General features: G+C 69.2%; 17 protein-coding genes. 13 read left to right on the forward strand and 4 right to left on the reverse strand.

The genetic code is table 11. From position 1 onward, the window contains the following. From Q0C41_RS06745 to Q0C41_RS06760, 4 genes are all read left to right on the forward strand, one after another. The coding region (locus Q0C41_RS06745) for an anti-sigma factor (protein ID WP_291982134.1) at positions 1-308 on the forward strand (308 nt) is incomplete at its 5' end. A 107-nt stretch (positions 309-415) separates the two neighbouring features. Further along, positions 416-688, forward strand: a complete 273-nt coding sequence (locus tag Q0C41_RS06750) for a FeoA family protein (RefSeq protein ID WP_291982136.1) — start codon at positions 416-418, stop codon at positions 686-688. Between the two features lie 7 nt (positions 689-695). Next, entirely contained in the window at positions 696-2,681 is a 1,986-nt protein-coding gene (locus Q0C41_RS06755) for a ferrous iron transporter B (protein ID WP_291982137.1), read from the forward strand. A 23-nt stretch (positions 2,682-2,704) separates the two neighbouring features. Next, positions 2,705-2,914: a hypothetical protein gene (locus Q0C41_RS06760; protein ID WP_291982138.1), complete on the forward strand. Its 210-nt coding sequence runs from the start codon at positions 2,705-2,707 to the stop codon at positions 2,912-2,914. A gap of 16 nt (positions 2,915-2,930) precedes the next feature. Here Q0C41_RS06760 and Q0C41_RS06765 read toward each other — a convergent pair whose 3' ends face one another. Continuing rightward, positions 2,931-3,884, reverse strand: a complete 954-nt coding sequence (locus Q0C41_RS06765; RefSeq protein ID WP_291982139.1) for an aldo/keto reductase — start codon at positions 3,882-3,884, stop codon at positions 2,931-2,933. Beyond that, positions 3,881-5,203 carry a hypothetical protein gene (locus tag Q0C41_RS06770; protein WP_291982140.1) on the reverse strand — a complete coding sequence of 441 codons (1,323 nt, stop codon included), beginning with the start codon at positions 5,201-5,203 and terminating at the stop codon, positions 3,881-3,883. The genes Q0C41_RS06765 and Q0C41_RS06770 overlap by 4 nt, the downstream gene beginning before the upstream one ends. A 171-nt stretch (positions 5,204-5,374) precedes the next feature. On the opposite strand from Q0C41_RS06770, the gene Q0C41_RS06775 reads away from it, so the two are divergent. The 7 genes from Q0C41_RS06775 (at position 5,375) to Q0C41_RS06805 (ending at position 13,616) form a co-directional block, all read left to right on the forward strand. Continuing rightward, complete coding sequence (locus Q0C41_RS06775) at positions 5,375-6,904, forward strand: circularly permuted type 2 ATP-grasp protein (protein ID WP_291982142.1); 1,530 nt, start codon at positions 5,375-5,377, stop codon at positions 6,902-6,904. Between the two features lie 2 nt (positions 6,905-6,906). Continuing rightward, positions 6,907-7,860 carry an alpha-E domain-containing protein gene (locus Q0C41_RS06780; protein ID WP_291982144.1) on the forward strand — a complete coding sequence of 318 codons (954 nt, stop codon included), beginning with the start codon at positions 6,907-6,909 and terminating at the stop codon, positions 7,858-7,860. An 8-nt stretch (positions 7,861-7,868) separates the two neighbouring features. Next, positions 7,869-8,849: a transglutaminase family protein gene (locus tag Q0C41_RS06785; protein ID WP_291982145.1), complete on the forward strand. Its 981-nt coding sequence runs from the start codon at positions 7,869-7,871 to the stop codon at positions 8,847-8,849. Positions 8,850-8,989: 140 nt separating this feature from the next. Then, positions 8,990-10,072 carry a 3-deoxy-7-phosphoheptulonate synthase gene (locus Q0C41_RS06790; protein ID WP_291982147.1) on the forward strand — a complete coding sequence of 361 codons (1,083 nt, stop codon included), beginning with the start codon at positions 8,990-8,992 and terminating at the stop codon, positions 10,070-10,072. A gap of 48 nt (positions 10,073-10,120) precedes the next feature. After that, on the forward strand, positions 10,121-10,708 hold the full coding sequence (locus Q0C41_RS06795; RefSeq protein ID WP_291982149.1) for a YbhB/YbcL family Raf kinase inhibitor-like protein: 588 nt from the start codon (positions 10,121-10,123) through the stop codon (positions 10,706-10,708). Between the two features lie 24 nt (positions 10,709-10,732). Next, positions 10,733-12,217, forward strand: coding sequence for a carbamoyltransferase C-terminal domain-containing protein (locus Q0C41_RS06800; protein WP_291982151.1), 1,485 nt, complete (start codon positions 10,733-10,735; stop codon positions 12,215-12,217). 127 nt (positions 12,218-12,344) lie between these two features. Continuing rightward, the gene (locus tag Q0C41_RS06805) at positions 12,345-13,616 is read left to right on the forward strand and encodes a glycosyltransferase family 4 protein (protein ID WP_291982153.1); all 1,272 of its coding nucleotides are present in this window, start codon (positions 12,345-12,347) and stop codon (positions 13,614-13,616) included. A gap of 22 nt (positions 13,617-13,638) precedes the next feature. Here the strand turns inward: Q0C41_RS06805 and Q0C41_RS06810 are convergent, their stop codons facing one another. Together Q0C41_RS06810 and Q0C41_RS06815 are read right to left on the reverse strand one after the other, a co-directional pair. Then, on the reverse strand, positions 13,639-15,804 hold the full coding sequence (locus Q0C41_RS06810; RefSeq protein WP_291982155.1) for a molybdopterin cofactor-binding domain-containing protein: 2,166 nt from the start codon (positions 15,802-15,804) through the stop codon (positions 13,639-13,641). Then, positions 15,801-16,265 carry a (2Fe-2S)-binding protein gene (locus Q0C41_RS06815; protein WP_291982157.1) on the reverse strand — a complete coding sequence of 155 codons (465 nt, stop codon included), beginning with the start codon at positions 16,263-16,265 and terminating at the stop codon, positions 15,801-15,803. Before Q0C41_RS06815 ends, Q0C41_RS06810 begins: the two co-directional genes overlap by 4 nt. A 358-nt stretch (positions 16,266-16,623) precedes the next feature. Here Q0C41_RS06815 and Q0C41_RS06820 point away from each other — a divergent pair, with 358 nt between their 5' ends. Together Q0C41_RS06820 and Q0C41_RS06825 are read left to right on the forward strand one after the other, a co-directional pair. After that, a complete protein-coding gene (locus Q0C41_RS06820) occupies positions 16,624-18,450 on the forward strand; it encodes a carbamoyltransferase (RefSeq protein ID WP_291982159.1) in 1,827 nt (608 codons plus the stop codon). Further along, positions 18,423-18,827, forward strand: coding sequence for an SxtJ family membrane protein (locus Q0C41_RS06825; protein WP_291982161.1), 405 nt, complete (start codon positions 18,423-18,425; stop codon positions 18,825-18,827). The genes Q0C41_RS06820 and Q0C41_RS06825 overlap by 28 nt, the downstream gene beginning before the upstream one ends. The last annotated feature ends 11 nt before the right edge of the window (positions 18,828-18,838 follow it).

Raw genomic sequence — 18,838 nt, forward strand, 5'->3', positions numbered from 1 at the left:
CCGCCGCCCGCCCCGCCAGCCATCCCGCCGCCCGTCGCCGGTCAGCGGTCACGCCCGCGTCGGCACCGCCGTGCGCGCAGGCAGACCAGCTCTGGGCGTATCTGGACGGGGAGTTGCCCGCGGCTCGCGCCCGCGCCATCGCCCGGCATCTCGCCTCCTGTGAGCGCTGCGCCGCCCAGGCCCGCCGGCTGCGCGCGATGCTCGAGACCTGCCGCGCCGCCGGGTGCCGGGCGCTTCCGGCCGACGTCCGGGCGCGGGCCCGTGAGCGCGTGAAGGCCCTGATGGCCGCCGCCCGCAAGGATGTGTGAAGAAGTGCGCATATCCGAATCGGCGCCAGGGGTCGCGGCCCAAGGCCAGCGCGAATACTGATTCTGAGATTCGGTCTCAGGATTGATACAATGGGCGCGTTACACCGATGACGCCCCCGGTCACGTCCGCCGCCCCGCCCCGCCCCGCCGCCGCCGTCCCGCTCACCACGGTGCCCGTCGGAGTCGTGGCCACGCTGCACGAAGTGACCGACGCCGACTCGCGGCCGGTGCTGCGCTCGCTCGGTCTCACCGACGATTGTGTGCTGCGCCTCTGCCAGGTGGGCGATCCCTGCATCGTGCAGGTGAAGTCCACGCGCATCGGCCTGTCGAGCGCGGTGGCGCGCTGCCTCTACGTCGTGCCCGAGCCCGGCAACCGCTGACACGACGATGGTCCCGGCTGTCGAGACGCCCGATCGCGCGCCCTCGCCGCCGGCCGTGCCCGTGCGGCGCATCGCCCTCATCGGCAACCCGAACACCGGCAAGACCACGCTCTTCAACGCACTCTGCGGCGCGCGCGCGAAGACGTCGAACTTCCCGGGTACGACCACCGCGATGCGCACCGGGCATGCCGAGGCGTCCGGGCACGGCACGCTCGACGTGCTCGATCTGCCGGGCGTCTACGACCTCGAGATCGACGCCCCGGAATCGCGCATCGCCGCCTCGCTGCTCGACGGCGCGCGCGGCCCGGCGCCCGATGCGGTGGTCGTCATCGTGGATGCGTGCAACCTGCCGCGCAATCTCGTGCTCGTCGGCCAGCTCCTCGCGCGCCGTGTGCGCATGGTCGTCGCGCTCAACATGGTGGACCTGGCGGAACGGCGCGGCCTCGCAATCGACGTGGCGGCACTGGCCGCGCGGCTCGGCGTGCCGGTCGTGCCGATGGTGGCGCGCAGTGGACGCGGCCTCGATGACCTGCGGCAGGCGCTCGGTCGTATGCACCTCACGGACCCGTCCGGGGGGCAGACCGCCGCGGCCACGGTCAGCCGCTGGGCTGACGACATCGCGGCCGCCGTCTCGACCGACAGTGGATCTGCCCAGGCCCACGATCGCTTCACCGAGCGGCTCGACGGCGTGCTCACGCACCCCGTGTTCGGCCTTGCGGCGTTCATCGCCATCATGGGCACGCTCTTCTGGATCCTGTTCGCGCTGGCGACGGTGCCGATGGATCTCATCGAGGCCACGTTCGCCGAGCTGGGCACACTCGTCGAACGGCTGCTGCCGGAAGGGCCCGTGCGCGATCTCGTGGCGCAGGGCATCGTCGGCGGCATCGCCGGCACGGTCGTGTTCCTGCCGCAGATCTGCCTGCTCTTCTTCCTCATCACGCTGCTCGAAGACACGGGCTACCTGGCCCGCGCCGCCTTCGTGATGGACCGCTGGCTGTCGCGCTTCGGCCTGCCGGGCCATGCGTTCGTGCCGCTCCTCACCGCGCACGCCTGCGCGCTGCCGGGCATCATGAGCACGCGGCTCATTCCCGACATGCGCGACCGGCTCACGACGATCCTCGTGGCGCCATTCATGAGCTGCTCGGCCCGCCTGCCGGTGTACGTGCTGCTCACCACGCTGCTCTTCGCAGACCGGCCGGGGCTGGCCGGCCTCGCCTTTGCCGGCTGTTACCTGCTCGGGGGGCTCGCCGCGCTCTTCACCGCGAAACTCTTCGGCAGCACGATCCTCAAGGGCCGCGCCAAGCCGATGATTCTCGAGCTGCCGTCCTACAAGACGCCCTCGTTGCGCAATGCGCTGCTCACCGCGCGCGACCAGGGACTGTCGTTCCTCTCGACGGCCGGCACCGTCATCGTCGCCATCTGCATCGTGATGTGGTGGCTGAGCGCGTATCCGAAGGTGGAGCCGCCGCCCGAGGCCGCGCGGCTGCGCGCCGCCGCCGAGGCGCCGGCGCTGCCGAACGAAGAGGCCGCGGCACTGCTTGCCGAAGCCGACGCGCTCGAGGTGAAGTCGGCGCAGGCCGGCAGCTTCGCCGGCCGCATCGGCCACACGCTCGCGCCGGCCTTCGAACCGCTCGGCTTCGACTGGCAGCTCACCGTGGGGGTGCTCACGAGCTTCCTGGCGCGTGAGGTGTTCGTGTCGACCATGTCGGTGCTCGCGGCCGGTCAGGCGGCAGACGACGTGGACGACGGCGTGGTGGCGAAGATCCGCGGCATGACCCGCGACGACGGGCGGCCCGTGTTCACGCCGGCCACCGCGGCCTCGGCCCTCGTGTTCTTCGTGCTGGCGATGCAGTGCCTGCCGACGCTCACCGTGACGCGGAAGGAAACCGGTGGGCTCAAGTACGCGGCGCTGCAGCTCGGCTATATGTCGGGCTTGGCCTACGCCGTCGCGTTCGTGCTCTACCAGAGCCTGCGCGCGGCAGGTGTGGCATAACAGGGATGACGACGATGTCGCCCATGCTGATACAGGACGTGATCGTGGCCCTGACGGCGCTTGCCGCCGCGTGGGTCGTGGCCCGCCGCGTCATCGGCTTCGCGGCCGCGGAGCGGTCGCCGAAGTGCGCGAGCTGCGAGTCGGGCGGATGCGCGCCAGCCGCGCCGTCCGCCGGCTCGGTGGGCCGGCCCGCCGAACATCCGCTCGTCTTCGTCCGCCCCACTGAGCGCTGACGCGCCACGCCGACGCTTACGCGCCGGGCAGCGCGTCCACGTAGTCGGCCATGCGCTTGCGCATCGCCGCATCCGGCAGCCGGCCCAGACCGCCGCCGATGTTGTCGGCCATGTTCTTCGCCTGGCTCGTGGCCGGCGTCGTCGCGGTGATGGCCGGGTGGCTCACGACGAACTTCAGGAAGAACTGCGCCCACGTCGTGGCGTCGAATTCCTTCGCGAAATCTGGCACCGGGCGGTTGCCCACGCGCTTGAAGAGGCGCGTGCGGCCGAACGGCGCATAGGCGAAGACGCCCATCTTGCGCTCCTGTGCGAGCGGCAGGATGGTGGCTTCGGCGTGGCGGTTGTCGATCGCGTAATCGACGCCGATGAAGTCGAGCGTCTCCTTGCGCATGGTGGCCACGAGGTCCGCGTACTGGTTCTCGAAGGTCGTCGTGAGGCCGATGTAGCGGATGCGGCCCTGCTGCTTGTACTCGCGCAGGATCGGGATCTGCACGCCGACGTCACCCATGTTGTGCACCTGGATGAGGTCGATCTTCGCCTTCTTCACCCGGGCGAACGACGTCTCGACCTGCTGGCGGGCCGCCGCCGGGTCGGCACCGCCGCCGCCGCGTCCGGCCACGTTCAGCTTGGTCGCCCAGAAGAGCTTGTCGGCGATCTTCAGCTCGTTCACGATCTTCCCGGACGCCTCTTCCGAGGCGCCGTAGCCGGGCGCGGTGTCGAACACGGTGGCGCCGCCCTCGACGAGCGCCTTGAACACTTCGCGGAGCGCCGTCAGGTCTTCGCTGCGCGCGACCGAGGCGAACGTGGCGGAGCTGCCGAGGCCGATGACCGGCAGGCGTTCGCCGCTCGACGGAATCGCCTTGGTGTTCATCTTCCCCTGCGCCAGCAGCACGCGCGGATCGAAGGAGAGCGTGGCGCCGGCGCCCATGGTGAGCGCGAGCCAGTCGCGGCGGGTCAGTTTCGAAGTCACGGTCGGTCCTCCGCTGCCATCGTTTCCTGCCGGCGGCCGAGCCACCAGGCGTTGGCCACCCACGCGAGCGCGAGCGGCACCGCGGCCCAGGCGATGGCGCCCGTGCCGAGGCCGGCCATGGCGACCAGGCTCGACGCCCACGCGCCCACCTGATCGCCGAGGCGATAGACCACAGTATCGATGAAGTTCTTCGCCTTGTACTTGTCTTCGCGGCTCACCACCGTGAAGAGCACTTCGCGCGACGGCCGCGCGAAGGCGAAGTTGCCCGAGCGGCGCAGCATCAGGAAGCCCACGACCACCGCCACCGTGGGCGCAAGACCCAGCCACAGGAAGCCGACGGCGGTAATCGCCGGCACGACCGTGAGCGTGGCCGGCACGCCGAGCCCGCGCGTGACGCGGCCGGTCAGGAACACCTGCGCGCCGAGCGTGAGCACGTTCACCCAGAAGTCCACCCGCGCGAAGAACACGCGCCGCGCCGCCCGATCCGCGAACGACGCATCCACGATCGCCGCCTGCTGGAAATACAGGAAGGTCGACAGGATCGTGTAGAGCAGCATGTAGAGGCAGATGTTCAGCAGGTAGGGCGAGCTCAGCGCGTGCGTGAGACCGCTCAGCACGCCGCCGCCAATCACCTTCGTGCCCGCGTCGGCAGCCGGCGCCGGCTCGACGCCCTTCGCCGGCGTGGCCAGCGCCGGGGCAATCGCGCCCAGCCGCTTCGAGGCGAAGACGCCGAGCTCGAGGAGCAGGGCGGCGCCGAGGAGCAGCGCCGGCACACCCAGCGACTCGACCGCGCTCGCGGTCACGTACGAGCCGACGATGCCGCCCACGGTGGCCGCCGCGGCGATGAAGCCGAACACGCGCTTGCCCTGTTCGTTCGTGAACAGGTCGGCCATGAACGACCAGAAGACCGAGACCACGAACAGGTTGAAGACCGACGTCCAGATGAAGAACGCGCGGCCCACCCACACGTTGGCGTCACCAGTGGCGACCTGGAAGAGCACCAGGAACACCGCCAGGTTCAGCATGAAGAACCGGTAGGTGAGCCCGATGAAGCGCTTGCGGGGCAGCGAGGCGACGAGCGCGGCAAACGGCGGGTTCACCGCCATCATCGCGACGAGCGTGCCCGAGAAGAGCCACGCCAGGTTCTCGACGCCGCCCGCCACGCCGGCTTCGTCGCGGATCGGCCGGATGACGTAGTACGCCGTGAAGACCGAGAACAGGTAGAGCCACGCCCAGGCCACGAGGGCGCCTTCGCCCGGACGGAGCGAGACGACGCGGCTCAGCAGTGACGGCGAGGCGGCAGGCGACGGTTCGGCCATGGGTGGGTCGGGCGCGCGGCCCGCACAGGGTATCCCACTCCCATTACGATCCACGCGGCCGGCTGCTTACCGGCGCATGCGCGCCTGGAGGGCGGCCCATGACGGCGGCGCATTCCGCACCGGATGGACTTGACAGCACATCATCCGCCGCCGGAAAGTTCCCCCACCCCCATGCGTCCGGACACCCCCGGCGAGACCGGCAGCCTCGCACGCCTTCAGCATCTGCCGCAGTTCCAGAGCTACGCCCTCGGGCAGGCCTGGGACGAGATGTTCGACGGCCGCGGCGTGACGCGCGAGCACTACGCCGCCCTCTACGAACGGCTCGGCGCCGTCGATCCGCAGGAACTCCGCCAGCGCCAGACGGCGGCCGACCTGGCCTTCCTGCACCAGGGCATCACCTTCACCGTCTACGGACAGAACGAGGGCACGGAGCGGATCTTTCCCTACGACCTCATCCCGCGCATCCTGACGGCCGGCGAGTGGGACACGATCGAGCGCGGCCTCACGCAGCGCATCACCGCGCTCAACCTCTTCCTGAAGGACCTCTACGGCGACGCGAAGGTGCTCGACGACGGCATCGTGCCGCGCGAGCTCGTCTACAGCTGCAAGCACTTCCGACGCGAGATGCAGGGCGTGGCCGTGCGCCACGACATCTACGTGTCGGTCGCCGGCACGGACCTGGTGCGCCTGCCCGACGGCAGCTTCGCCGTGCTCGAAGACAACCTGCGCGTGCCGAGCGGCGTGAGCTACATGCTCACGAACCGGCAGGTCATCAAGCGCATCTTCCCGCTGCTCTTCAGCAGCTACGACGTGCGGCCGGTGGATCACTACGGGCAGTCGCTGCTCGCGACGCTGCGGGCGCTGGCCCCGGCGCACCGGCCCGACCCGACGATCGTGCTGCTCACGCCGGGTGTCTTCAACTCGGCCTACTTCGAGCACACGTTCCTGGCCCGGCAGATGGGCATCGCGCTCGTCGAGGGCCGCGACCTCTTCGTGCATGACAACGTCGTCTACATGCGCACGACCGCCGGGCCGCAGCGCGTCGACGTCATCTACCGGCGCGTCGACGACGACTTCATCGATCCGCTGGCGTTCCGCGCCGATTCGACGCTCGGCGTGCCCGGGCTCTTCAACGCCTACCGCTCGGGCAACGTGGCCCTCACGAACGCCATCGGGACGGGCGTGGCCGACGACAAGGCGCTCTACGTCTACGTGCCGCGCCTCATCAAGTACTACCTCGATCAGGATCCGATCCTCGCCAACATCGAGACGTGGCAGATGTCGAACGACCACGAGCGCCAGCACGTGCTCGATCGTCTCGATGAGGTGGTCGTGAAGGCGGTGGGCGAATCCGGCGGCTACGGCATGCTCATCGGCCCGCACAGCACGGCCGCCCAGCGTGACGAGTTCCGGCAGGCGATCCTGGCCGACCCGCGCAACTACATCGCCCAGCCCACGCTGGCGCTCTCGGCGGCGCCGTGCTTCGTGGACGGCAGGGTGGAATCGCGCCACGTGGATCTGCGCCCCTACATCCTCTCGGGCGAGCAGGTCGTCATCGTGCCCGGCGGTCTCACGCGCGTGGCGCTCAAGAAGGGCTCGCTCGTCGTCAACTCGTCGCAGGGCGGCGGCAGCAAGGACACCTGGGTGCTGCACGCCAACGCCGCGCCGCGCCCGGGCACGTCGCCGGCAGGAGGCCTCTAGTCATGCTCTCGCGCGTGGCCGACAGCCTCTACTGGATGAGCCGGTATCTCGAGCGCGCCGAACACACGGCCCGTCTCGTGAACGTGAACCTCAACCTCACGCTCGATCGCGCGCCGGCCGGTGCCGCGCGCCACTGGGGCCGGCTGCTCGCCAGCCTGCCGCAGCCGCCCACCTGGCAGATCCGCGCCACGCCAGACGTGGTCGAACGCGCCACGGTGGATCTGGCCAATCGCGAGTCGATTGCCGCCTGCGTGGGCGCCGCCCGCGAGAACGCCCGCCAGGTGCGTGAAGAGATCAGCTCCGAGATGTGGGAAGAGATCAACCGGCTCTACCTGGCGGTGCAGAAGCGCCAGCCGGTGGATTCCGAGTGGACGGCCGGCACCCACGAGTTCCTGAGCGCGACCATCAACGGCGTGCACCAGATCCAGGGCGTGACCGACGCCACGATGACGCACGGCGAAGGCTGGCACTACATCGAGCTCGGGCGCTACCTCGAACGCGCGAGCGCCACGGCGTCCCTGCTCGACGTGCAGTTCCGCGAGGCGCCGCCCGATGCCGGCGGCCTGCCGGGCGTGAGCGAGTTCGTCGAGTGGGTCGGCCTGCTGAAGAGCTGTTGCGCCTTCGAGGCCTACTGCCGGCACTACACGGCCGATGTGCGGCCGCAGCGCATCGCCGAGTTCCTGGTGCTGAACCCGGAGTTCCCGCGCAGCATCCACTTCGCCGCCGCGCGCGTGCAGGCGGCGCTCAAGGCCATCGCCGGCCTCACCGGCCGCACGAATGGCCGCAGCGAACGGCTGGCCGGCCGGCTGCTCGCCTCGCTCGACTACGGGCAGATCGACGAGATCATCGGGGAGCTTCCGTCGTATCTTCAGGACATCGTGCGGCAGGCGGCGCTCATCAACTCGGCGGTGCACCAGCAGTACATCGCGTATCCGATCGACATCGGGCTCGCCTGATCCCCTTCGTGGCCACCCACTACGCCATCCGGCATCTGACCCGCTTCACCTATGCCTCGCCGGTGAGCGAGAGCGTGATGGAGCTGCGCATGCGTCCGGCCTCGGATGCCACGCAGCGCTGCCTGCAGTTCGAGGTGGACCTGCAGCCGCGGGCGCGGGTCTTCGCCTACCGCGACTTCCTCGGCAACTGGGTGCATCACTTCGACCTGCCGCGGCGCCACCTGCGGCTGGCCGTCACCGCGCGGGCACAAGTGCAGCTCGATCCGCCGCCCGAGCGCCCCGCCGCGCTCGGCATGGAGGCCTGGCGCGAGGTGGACCAGTGGGCCGATCGCGGCGACCACTGGGACTTCCGGCAGCCGAGCCACTTCGCGGTGTGGAGCGACGCGCTCGTCGGCTTCGCGGAGGAACTCGGGCCGCTCGCCTCGCGGGCCGCCGACCCGCTCGGCACCGTGCGGGCCCTGAGCGGCGCCATGCATCGCGCGTTCGCCTACGCGCCGAACACGACGCGCGTCGACTCGCCGATCGGCGAGGCGCTGGCGTCGCGTCGCGGCGTCTGCCAGGACTTCACGCACATCATGCTGGCGCTGCTGCGCCGGCTCGGGCTGCCGTGCCGTTACGTGAGCGGCTACATCGCGCCGCGCGCCCTCGGTGAAGACGACGGCCCCACCACCATCGCCACGCATGCCTGGGTGGAAGTGCTGCTGCCAGGACTCGGCTGGGTGGGCATCGACCCGACGAACGATATCGAGGCCGGCCTGCGCCACGTGCGCGTGGCCGTGGGGCGTGACTACGCCGACGTGCCGCCGACGCGCGGCGTCTACAAGGGCGGCGCCGCCAGCAGTCTCGAGGTGAACGTCGAGGTCACGCCCGGCGAGGCACTGCCCACGCTCGACACGGCGGTCGTCACGGCGGCGTGGGTCTCGGAGGTCGCGGCGCCGGAGGCGACCGCCGACCGGCTCCAGCACGAGCAGCAGCAACAGCAGCAGTAGGCCGCGGCGCCCGGCGTGAGGCGCGGCCGGTGCAGCCACGCGTGTGATTGTAGAACCGTGGGTCGATGCCGGTCATGGCGCGCACGGCCGAATCCTCACTTCACGTGTCCGGTCCGCCAGATGCGATAGTCTGTCACCTCATGGCTCGGCCCATTCAAGACCTGCGTATCACCGGTGTCAGGCCGCTCATTCCTCCCGCCATCCTGATCGAAGAGCTGCCCATCGGGGAATCTGCCGCCGAGCTCGTGGCCGACACGCGCCTGGCGATCTCCCGGGTGATTCGCGGCGTGGACCCTCGCCTCGTCGTCGTCGTCGGTCCCTGCTCCATCCACGACACCGGCGCGGCCACGGACTACGCCGAGAAGCTCAAGACCCTCGCCGATCGCTACCGGGAGGCGCTCATCGTCGTGCTTCGTTGCTACTTCGAAAAGCCACGGACGACCGTGGGTTGGAAGGGGCTCATCAACGACCCTGACCTCGACGGCAGTTTTCGGGTCAACAAGGGCCTGCGGATGGCGCGCAAGCTGCTCCTCGACGTGAACGACATCGGGCTGCCGACCGCCTGCGAGTTCCTCGATACCCAGATCCCGCAGTACATCGACGGCCTGACGTCCTGGGCGGCCATCGGCGCGCGAACCACCGAAAGCCAGGTGCATCGGGAACTGGCCTCGGGGCTCTCGATGCCCGTGGGCTTCAAGAACAGCACCGATGGCAATGTGCAGCCCGCTGTTGATGCCGTCAGCGTGGCGGCGTCTCCCCACTGGTTTCCGGGAGTGACCGTGCAGGGCGTCTCGGCCCTCTTCCACACGGCCGGCAACGACACGTGCCACGTGATCCTGCGAGGCGGGTCACAGGCCGGTCCGAACTACACGGCGGCGCACGTCGACGACGTCTGCGCGCGCCTCGCCAGCCGAAACGTGCCGCAGTCGGTCATGATCGACTGCTCGCACGGCAACAGCCAGAAGGACTTCCGGCGCCAGCCCGAGGTGGCGATGTCGGTTGCCGAGCAGGTCGCGTCGGGCTCGTGGCGTGTGTTCGGCACGATGCTCGAGAGCTTCCTCGTCGAGGGGCGCCAGGACTACGTGCCTGGACAGGCGGCGCGGTTCGGGCAGAGCATCACCGACGGGTGCCTGTCCCTCGAGGCGACGGAGCCGCTTCTCGAGCGGCTGGCGGAGGCGCAGCATCGGCGCGGCAGCAGGCGGGAGGCCGCCGCCGGGCGCTGACCTCGACATCGCGTCCGCCACGAACGGCGGGCGCCAGGGAGACGAATGATGACGCGCAGAATCTGGACAGGACTCGTGATGGGGCTCGCGTTCGTGCCGGCGCTGGCCTTCGCGCAGGCGCCGGCGGCCCCGGCCGCCCCGCCCCGGCCGCCCCTCACACTGACCACCACTGCCTTCCCCGACGGCGGCATCATCCCGAACAAGTACACGCAGGCCGGCGAGCAGGTGTCGCCGGCGCTCGCGTGGAGCAACGTGCCGGCCGGCACGTTGAGTTTCGTGCTGCACATGCGCGACCCGGACGTCGCGCGCAACAAGACCACCGAGGATCAGGTGCACTGGCTCGTCTGGGGCATTCCCGGCACCGCGACCGGCATGGCGGAAGGGCAGCCGAAGGGCGCGACGCTGCCCGACGGCAGCCGGCAGGTGAGCGCCAGCGGCGAGGTCTACCGCGGGCCTGGCGCGCCGGCCACTGGCCCGCTGCACCACTACACGTTCGAGCTCTTCGCGCTCGACACGAAGATCGACGTCCCGGCCGGCGCCGATGCCTGGGCCACGCGCACGGCGGTCTACAACGCCATGCAGGGCCACATTCTCGGCAAGGCGGTCTACGTCGGCCTCTTCCGGCGACCGCAGTAGACCGTGGCGAGTGACAATAGGCCGATGATCGTCGTTGGTGCGAGCGGAGGACGGCGCAGCGCGGCTGCGGCCGTGGTGCAGGCCGGGCGGCTCGCCGGCGTGTGCGCGCAAGAACGGGTGACCCGGGAGCGCAACGCTGGCGTGAATCGCTCGGGGCTGCCCGACGAAGCGCTCGACGTGCTGCTGTACCGCCTGGGCCTCATGCGCGGTTCGGTGGGCCGCTGGCTGGCCGCGACGGGCGACGGAGACAGCTTGCCCTCGCAGGTCGAGCGCGTGGAGCACCACTTTGCTCACGCCGCCACCGCGTACCTGACATCGCCGCATGCTTCGGCCGCCTTCGTGGTCTGCGACCACGACGCGCCCGAGGTGAGCGTGTGGACCGGCGAGGGCGCGACGCTGTCGCGCGTCGAGTGGCCGTGGACGGGGCCCGGCTTCGCGCGGGTGCTGTCGCGCGCCGGCGGCGCGCTTGGCCTCACGCCCACGGACGTCGACCGCCGTCTCGCGGCCCTTGCCCAGCTGCGCCCATCGAGCCGCGACGCGCGTGTCGATGCGCTCGTCACGCGCGGCGCCGACGGGCTGGTGCTCGCGGACGATTTCGACCAGCGGATCCGGACGCTGGCCCAGGCCGAGGGTCCAGTGCCCGCCGCGCTCGCCGCCAGTGTGCTGGCGCGCGTCACGGAGCTGCTCGTGGAGTTCCTGGGCGAGGTGCGCGCGCGCACGGGGCACGCCCACCTGTGTGTGGGCGGCACGCTCTTCTACAGCCCGTCGGTGAATACGCGCGTGAAGGCGTGCGGACACTTTGCCGGCGTCTTCGTACCGCCGGATCCGGGCGACAGCGGCAACGCCGTCGGCGCGGCGCTGTCGGCGAGTGGCGTCCGCATCCCCGGCGCGTCGCCGTTCGTCGGACCGTCCTATTCGGCGCAGGAAACCAAGGAAGTGCTCGACAACTGCAAGCTGCAGTACGAATGGGTGTCGGAAGACGGCGCCATCGCCGCGGCGCTCAAGGGCATCGAGCAGGGCCACCTCGTGGGCTGGTTCCAGGGCGCGATGGAGTGGGGCCCGCGAGCCCTCGGCGCCCGCAGCATCCTGGCCAATCCGCAGGCGCCGTACGTGCTCGAGAACCTCAACCGCTTCCTGAAGCAGCGCGAGAACTGGCGCGGCTACGCGGTGAGCGGCCTGCAGGAGGCGGTGGCCGACCATTTTGTCGGTCCGGCCGAGTCACCGTTCATGGAGTGCGACTACGTGCCGCGCGCTCCGGCCACGTTCCGCAACCTGCTGCCGGAGCACGACGCGGCGATGCGCGTGCACACCGTGGCGGCCGACGCGCATCCCATGTTCCGCCGCCTGCTCGAGGCGCAGGGGCAGGCCACCGGCCTGCCATTCCTCGTGAACACGTCGTTCAACGGCTTCCACGAGCCGATCGTCTGCAGCCCGCGCGATGCGGTGCGCGTGTTCTACGGCTCGGGTCTCGACTTGCTCGTGCTGAACCAGTTCGTCATCCGCAAGTAGCACGACGCTGCTCAGTGCCGAGACACCCTGTTGCAGATATGCCCAAGAGCCGACACTTCGTGCATGTGCGGCCAGCGCCAGGCACGGTGAGCAGGGACGTGCACTTCACGTCGCGGAAGGCGTGGCGATGACGGGACGCCTCGATGGCTTGACCATCCTGAGATTCGCCCGCGCCTACGAACAGGGCGGCGGCGTCGAAGGACACTTGGCCGATCTGAATCGAGCACTGGGACGCAGAAACCGGCTGACCACCATCCAGATGCAATTGGCGGTCGATCCTGCCCGGCTGGCGCCGACCGAACAGGTGCTCGGCGCCGGGCGTCTCATCACCGTTCCCCTCCTTGAGAGGGGAGAAGCACTGGCGTTGACGCGGGCCTCTCGACTGAAGTCGCGACTGCTCGACATCCTGCTTCCAACCGATCGCCTCAACACGCTCGCCATGCGACAACTGTCGAAGTGGCGGAAGGTGCCACGACGCCCTGGGTGTGCTGTCGACGCCGGATCGAGGGCCGCGGCGCTCCTGCGACAGTACCCGGTCGACCTCGTCGTCCTGCACGCGTGCGGCGGCGCTGACGCGTCGGAGATCATCGACGTGGCTGCCGCGGCCGGGACGCCCGTCGTCATCGTGCACCACTTCTCCAATGCCAGGCTCGGCGACTTGAGCGTCCGTCAACAGGTATCGCGTGTTCACGGAGTGGCTGGCGCGTCCGCGGTGGGTGTGCCGCGATACCTTCGCGGCGCATTCCGCAACCTGTCTGACTCCGTGGACACCGAGTTCTACAGTCGCGCGAATGCAACGCCGCTCGACGTGGACACTGCTGATGGGCTGATCTACGCGCCGGGTCGGCTGACGCCCGACAAGGGCCAGACAGCGGTCATCGACGTGGCGTATCGATTGAAGCAGCGGGGACTCGCCGTCAAGGTCGTGTTCGCGGGAAGAGCGGACGTTCCCGACTTCGAGGCGCACCTGCGACGCCTGGTCGCCGAACGCGGATTGTCAGGCGCCGTGACGTTCCTCGGGGCACTATCCCTGGAGTCCTACCGCGACTGGTATGGGCCGGCGACGGTGATGGTCATGCCCACCCGACACAGCGAAGGCATGCCTCGCACGCTCATCGAGGCCCAGTCGATGCAGGTGCCCCCGGTGGTTTATGACATCGGCGGCACGAGCGAGGGCGTGCGCCACGGGCACACCGGCTTCGTCATCAACATAGGCGATATAGAGGCAATGACGACAGCCGTCGAATCGCTGCTTCGCCAACCGGCGCTGCAACGGACGATGGGCGAGGAGGGCCGGAGATTCGTGGTGAACTCATTCAGCCCGGCGGCGCTGGCGGCGCGGCACGAAGAGTTCTACACAGACGCATTGGCAACCCGCGCGTCGCTCCGCTCCCGATAGCTCTCCAGCCAGTGCAGCGGGGTCAGATCCGCACGAGCGGCGCCTTCCGGATCGGCAGTTCGCGGACGCGGATGCCGGTGGCGGCGTGAATCGCGTTCGTGAGCGCCGGAGCGAGGGGCGGTACACACGGCTCGCCCAGGCCGCCAAGCGGCGCGTCGGAGCGGACGAAGGCGGTCGTTACCTTCGGCGCGTCCTTCAGGTGGATCATCGGGTAATCGCGGAAGTTCGTTTCGACCACGCGGCCGCCCTCGATCGTGATCTCGCTCAGGAGCGCCGCCGAGAGCGCGAAGACGATGCTGCCTTCGACCTGCGCCGTGGCGCCGTCGAGATGCACGACATCGCCGCAATCCACCGCGGCGTAGACGTGCAGCACCTTCAGCACGCCGTCGGGTGACACGGCCACGTGCGCCACTTCGGCCACGATCGTGCCGAAGCTTTCGCAGATGGCGATGCCGCGGCCTTCGCCGGGCGGGAGCGGTGTACCCCAGCCCGAGATCTCGGCCGCCTTCTCGAGCACGGCCTTGACGCGCGGCTGCCCGGTGAGCAGCGCGCGGCGGAAGCCGAACGGATCGACGCCGGCGGCGTGCGCCATCTCGTCGATGAACGATTCCTTGAAGAAGCCGTGCTGCGAGTTGAGCACCGACCGCCACTGCCCGGGCCGGATCGGGTGCTTCGCCTCCTTCTCTTCGGCGGTCTTCTCGGCAATCGCGTACGGCATCGCCACCGCCTCGCCATTGCCGCCACCGGTGTAGAAGGAATGGGCGGCCAGGGGCACGCCGCTCGCATCGAGCGCGCCGGCATGTCGCGACAGCGCGGCGCCGCGGTAGTAGTCGTGCTGGATGTCGTTCTCGCGCGACCAGATGGTCTTGACCGGCACGGGCGCCATGGCGCGCGCGATGCGCACGCCGAGGTCCACGTAGTCGAAGGTGAAGGGCAGGCGACGGCCGAAGCCGCCGCCGAGCAGGAAGTTCGTGAGCGTCACCTGCTCGACGTCGATGTCGAGGGCCTTGGCGGCGACCTTGCGCGCGTTCAGCGGATCCTGCACGCCGGTCCACACCTCCACCCGATCGCCCTCGACCTTCGCCGTGCACACCATCGGCTCCATCGTGGCGTGGGCGAGGAAGGGCACCTTGTAGTCGGCGGTCACCACCTTCGCGGCGCCGGCGGGCACCTCGGGCGCGGCACCGATGGCGGCATCGAAGGCCGCGAAGATCGACGCCGTGGAGACGCCGCCGTGCCCCGCGTCCGTGAACTCCGGCGCCAGCGCGGCGAGCGCCTTCCTGGCGCGCCAGAAGCTGTCGGCCACGACGGCCACGGCCTCCTTGAGCTGCACCACCTTCTTCACGCCGGGCATGGCTTCGGCCGGCGCCGGATCCACCGAGACGAGCGTGCCGCCGTGCACCGGCGCCATGCTGATGGCGGCGTAGAGCATGCCCGGCACGGTCACATCGATGGCGTAATTCGCCGTGCCGTTCACCTTCGCCGGGATGTCGAGGCGTCCGGGCGACGTGCGGCGCAGCGTGAAGCCGTCCGGCGCCTTGAGCGCCGGGCTCGTGGGCACCTTCTGCCCGGCCGCCGCGCGTGCCAGCTCGCCGTAGGTGGCGCTGCGGTTCGAGGCGGCGTGGGTGATGCGCGAGCCCTTCGCCACGCACTCCGATGCGGCCACGCCCCACTCGGCGGCCGCGGCCTGCACGAGCATCTCCTTCGCGGCGGCGCCGGCCACGCGCATGCCGTATTCGCCGGTGCTGCGCACGGCGGTCGAGCCGCCGGTGACCTGGAAGCCGAACCATTCGGCGAGCTTGAAGGCGGAGTAGTCGATGCCGCGTCCGAGCATCGCCGGCACGTAGTCGCCGCTTGCCGCGCGCACGATGTAGCCGTTGGCGTAGGCGTCGAGCGCGGGCGCTTCCTGCACGCGCACGAGCGCCCAGTCTGCCTCGAGTTCCTCGGCCGCCATCATCGCGAGCGCGGTTGGCGTGCCCTGGCCCATCTCGCAGTGCGGAATGAGGATCGTAACCGTGTTGTCGGGTGCGACGGTGATCCACGTGGTGAGCTGGCCGTGCGCCGCCGCGTCGTCGGCGACGAGCGAATGGCGGCTCGGCGCCAGCGCGAAGCCGGCCACGCCGAGCAGGAAGCCGCCGCCGGTGATCGTGCCGGCGCCGATGAAGGCGCGCCGTGTCCACTTGTTCACGACGTCGCCCCGGCCTTCACCGCGTCGTGGATGGCGGCGCGCACGCGGGTGAACGTGCCGCAGCGGCAGATGTTCGTGATGCGCGCGTCGATCTCGTCATCGGTGGGCGCGGGTGACTGCGCGAGCAGGCCGGCCACGGCCATGATGAGGCCCGACTGGCAGTAGCCGCACTGCGGCACCTGATGCGCCACCCAGGCCTGCTGCACCGCGTGCAGCGCGCCGCCGGCCGCGAGCCCTTCGATGGTCGTGACGCTCTTGCCCTCGGCCGCCGACACCGGCAGCACGCACGACCGCACGGCACGGCCGTCGAGGTGCACCGTGCAGGCGCCGCAGGCGGCGATGCCGCAGCCGAACTTCGTGCCCGTGAGCCCGAGCTGCTCGCGCAGCGCCCAGAGCAGCGGCATGTCGGGCTCGACGTCGAGCGACTGCGGCGTGCCGTTGACGGTGGTCGTGATAGCCATGGCTCTCCTGATTGACGTAGGCAAACTAACCCTGTATGGTCGAGCCAGGTTCCGACTGAAGCGATCCTGCGCAGCTTTTCGACACCCCAGTGCCTCCGACGGAATCGCGTATCGCGGTTCGGCGACCTGAACACGGCCCTGTGCCGTCGTCGCCGGCCCTCATCGAATGTACGAACCAGTCCTCTTCGGCGTGTAGCTCCGAGAACGCCCGGCCGATACAGATGTAGTAGGCGATGCCAGGAGGTCGAGCAACCGGAAAGTGCCAACCTGTGGCACCGCTCGCCGATTGGAACTCGCGTTGGGCGCCGTAGGCTGTCACAATGAATACCTCCGCCAACGAGCGGAAGCAACTCTGGCGATGAGCGACCAGTATATTCTCGGCATCTCAGCCTTCTACCATGACAGCGCCGCCGCCCTCCTGAGGAACGGCGCCATCGTGGCGGCCGTGTCGGAAGACCGCTTCACCCGCAAGAAGGGCGACGCGACCTTCCCGCACCGAGCGGTCGAGTTCTGCCTGAAGCAGGCGAAGATCGATGTCGGCGACCTCGCGGGTGTCGGTTTCTACGACAAGCCGCTGCTCAAGTTCGAGCGCATCCTCGAGACCTATCTCGGCGTCGTGCCGGCCGGCTTCAGATCGTTCCTGATGGCCGGGCCGCTCTGGATCAAGGACAAGCTCTACATCGATCGTCAGCTGCACGAAGAGCTCGGCTACACCGGCCGGATCTACTACTGCGAGCACCACGAGTCGCACGCCGCCAGCGCCTACTTTCCGTCACCGTTCGAGGAAGCCGCGGTCCTCACGATGGACGGCGTGGGCGAGTGGGCCACTGCCTCGATTGGCCACGGCAAGGGCAACGACTTCGAGATTCTCGACGAGTTGCACTGGCCCGACTCGCTCGGCCTGCTCTACTCGGCCTTCACCTACTACACCGGCTTCAAGGTCAACTCCGGCGAATACAAGGTCATGGGCCTGGCGCCGTACGGCGAACCGAAGTACGTCGACCTCATCTACAAGGAGCTGATGGACCTGAAGGAAGACGGCTCCTTTCGGCTCAATCAGAAGTACTTCGAGTATCTGACCGGCCTGACGATGACCAACGACGCGTTCAGCGCGCTGTTCGGCGCGCCGCCGCGGCAACCCGAAAGCAAGCTGACGCAGCGTGAGATGGACCTCGCGCGCTCGGTGCAGGTGGTGTGCGAGGAAATCATGCTGCGGATGGCGCGCACGGCGCACAAACGCACGGGCTCTTCGAACCTCTGTATGGCCGGCGGCGTCGCGCTCAACTGCGTCGGCAACGGCCGGCTGCTCCGCGAAGGTCCGTTCAAGAACCTGTGGATTCAGCCTGCCGCGGGTGACGCCGGAGGCGCGCTCGGCGTCGCGCAATTGGTCCACCATCGCGAACACAAGGCGCCTCGGGTTGTCGTTCCCGGCAGAGACAGCATGCAAGGGTCGTATCTCGGGCCGGCGTTCTCGCCCGAGGAGATCGAAACCTATCTGAAGTCGGTGGGTGCGAAGTACGAACGCGTGGAGGACCCGGAGCAGTTCGAGCGCGTCGCCGGCTACCTCGCCGACGAAAAGATCATCGGCTGGTTCAACGGCCGCATGGAGTTCGGTCCGCGGTCGCTCGGTGCCCGCAGTATCCTCGGCGATCCGCGCAGCCCGAAGATGCAGGCCGACATGAACCTCAAGATCAAGTTCCGTGAGAGCTTCAGGCCGTTTGCGCCCTCGGTGCTGCGGGAACGCGTGGCCGACTACTTCGAACTCGACACTGACTCGCCCTACATGCTGCTGGTGGCTCCTGTCAACAAGGATCGCTGCATTCCGCTCACTGACGAGCAGCACAAGCTGTGGGGCATCGACAAGCTCAACGTGCCGCGTTCAGACCTGCCGGCCATTACGCACATCGACTATTCAGCGCGCGTGCAGACCGTGACGAAGGAGGCGAACGGCCGCTACTACGACCTGCTCAAGGCCTTCGACGAGAAGACCGGGTGCGCGGTGCTCGTCAATACCTCGTTCAACGTGCGTGGCGAACCGATCGTGTGCACGCCGGAAGACGCCTATCGATGCTTCATGAGGACCCACATCGACGTGCTGGTGCTGGGACCGTTCGTTCTGGAAAAGGGCTGGCAGCCCGAATGGCAGGAGTCCGCGGCATGGCAGCAGGAGTTCCAGCTCGACTGACGGCGGCGCAGGGGCGCCGCTTCGGGCTGACAGTTGGTGGCGCGTTCCTGCTCTTTGCGGCGATCGCCTGGTGGCGTGGTCATCCGACCACGACAACGGTGCTCGGGTCGCTCGGCGGTGCGCTGTCGCTGGCGGGTCTCGTCATCCCGACCCTGCTGGGGCCGGTTGAGCGCGCCTGGATGAGGCTGGCGCATCTGATGTCGAAGGTCACGACGCCCATCGTGATGGGCGTGATGTACCTGCTGGTCCTGACCCCGGTCGGGCTTCTCAGGCGCACGATCGGCGGCAACCCGATGGTGCATGCACCTGAGGGCGGCACCTACTGGAAGTCGCGACCCGAGGGCCGGCGCGCAGGCAACCTGAGTCGGCAGTACTAGGAGAGCGACGA

The organism is Luteitalea sp., from assembly GCF_022842525.1.
Taxonomy (GTDB): Bacteria; Acidobacteriota; Vicinamibacteria; order Vicinamibacterales; family Vicinamibacteraceae; genus Luteitalea.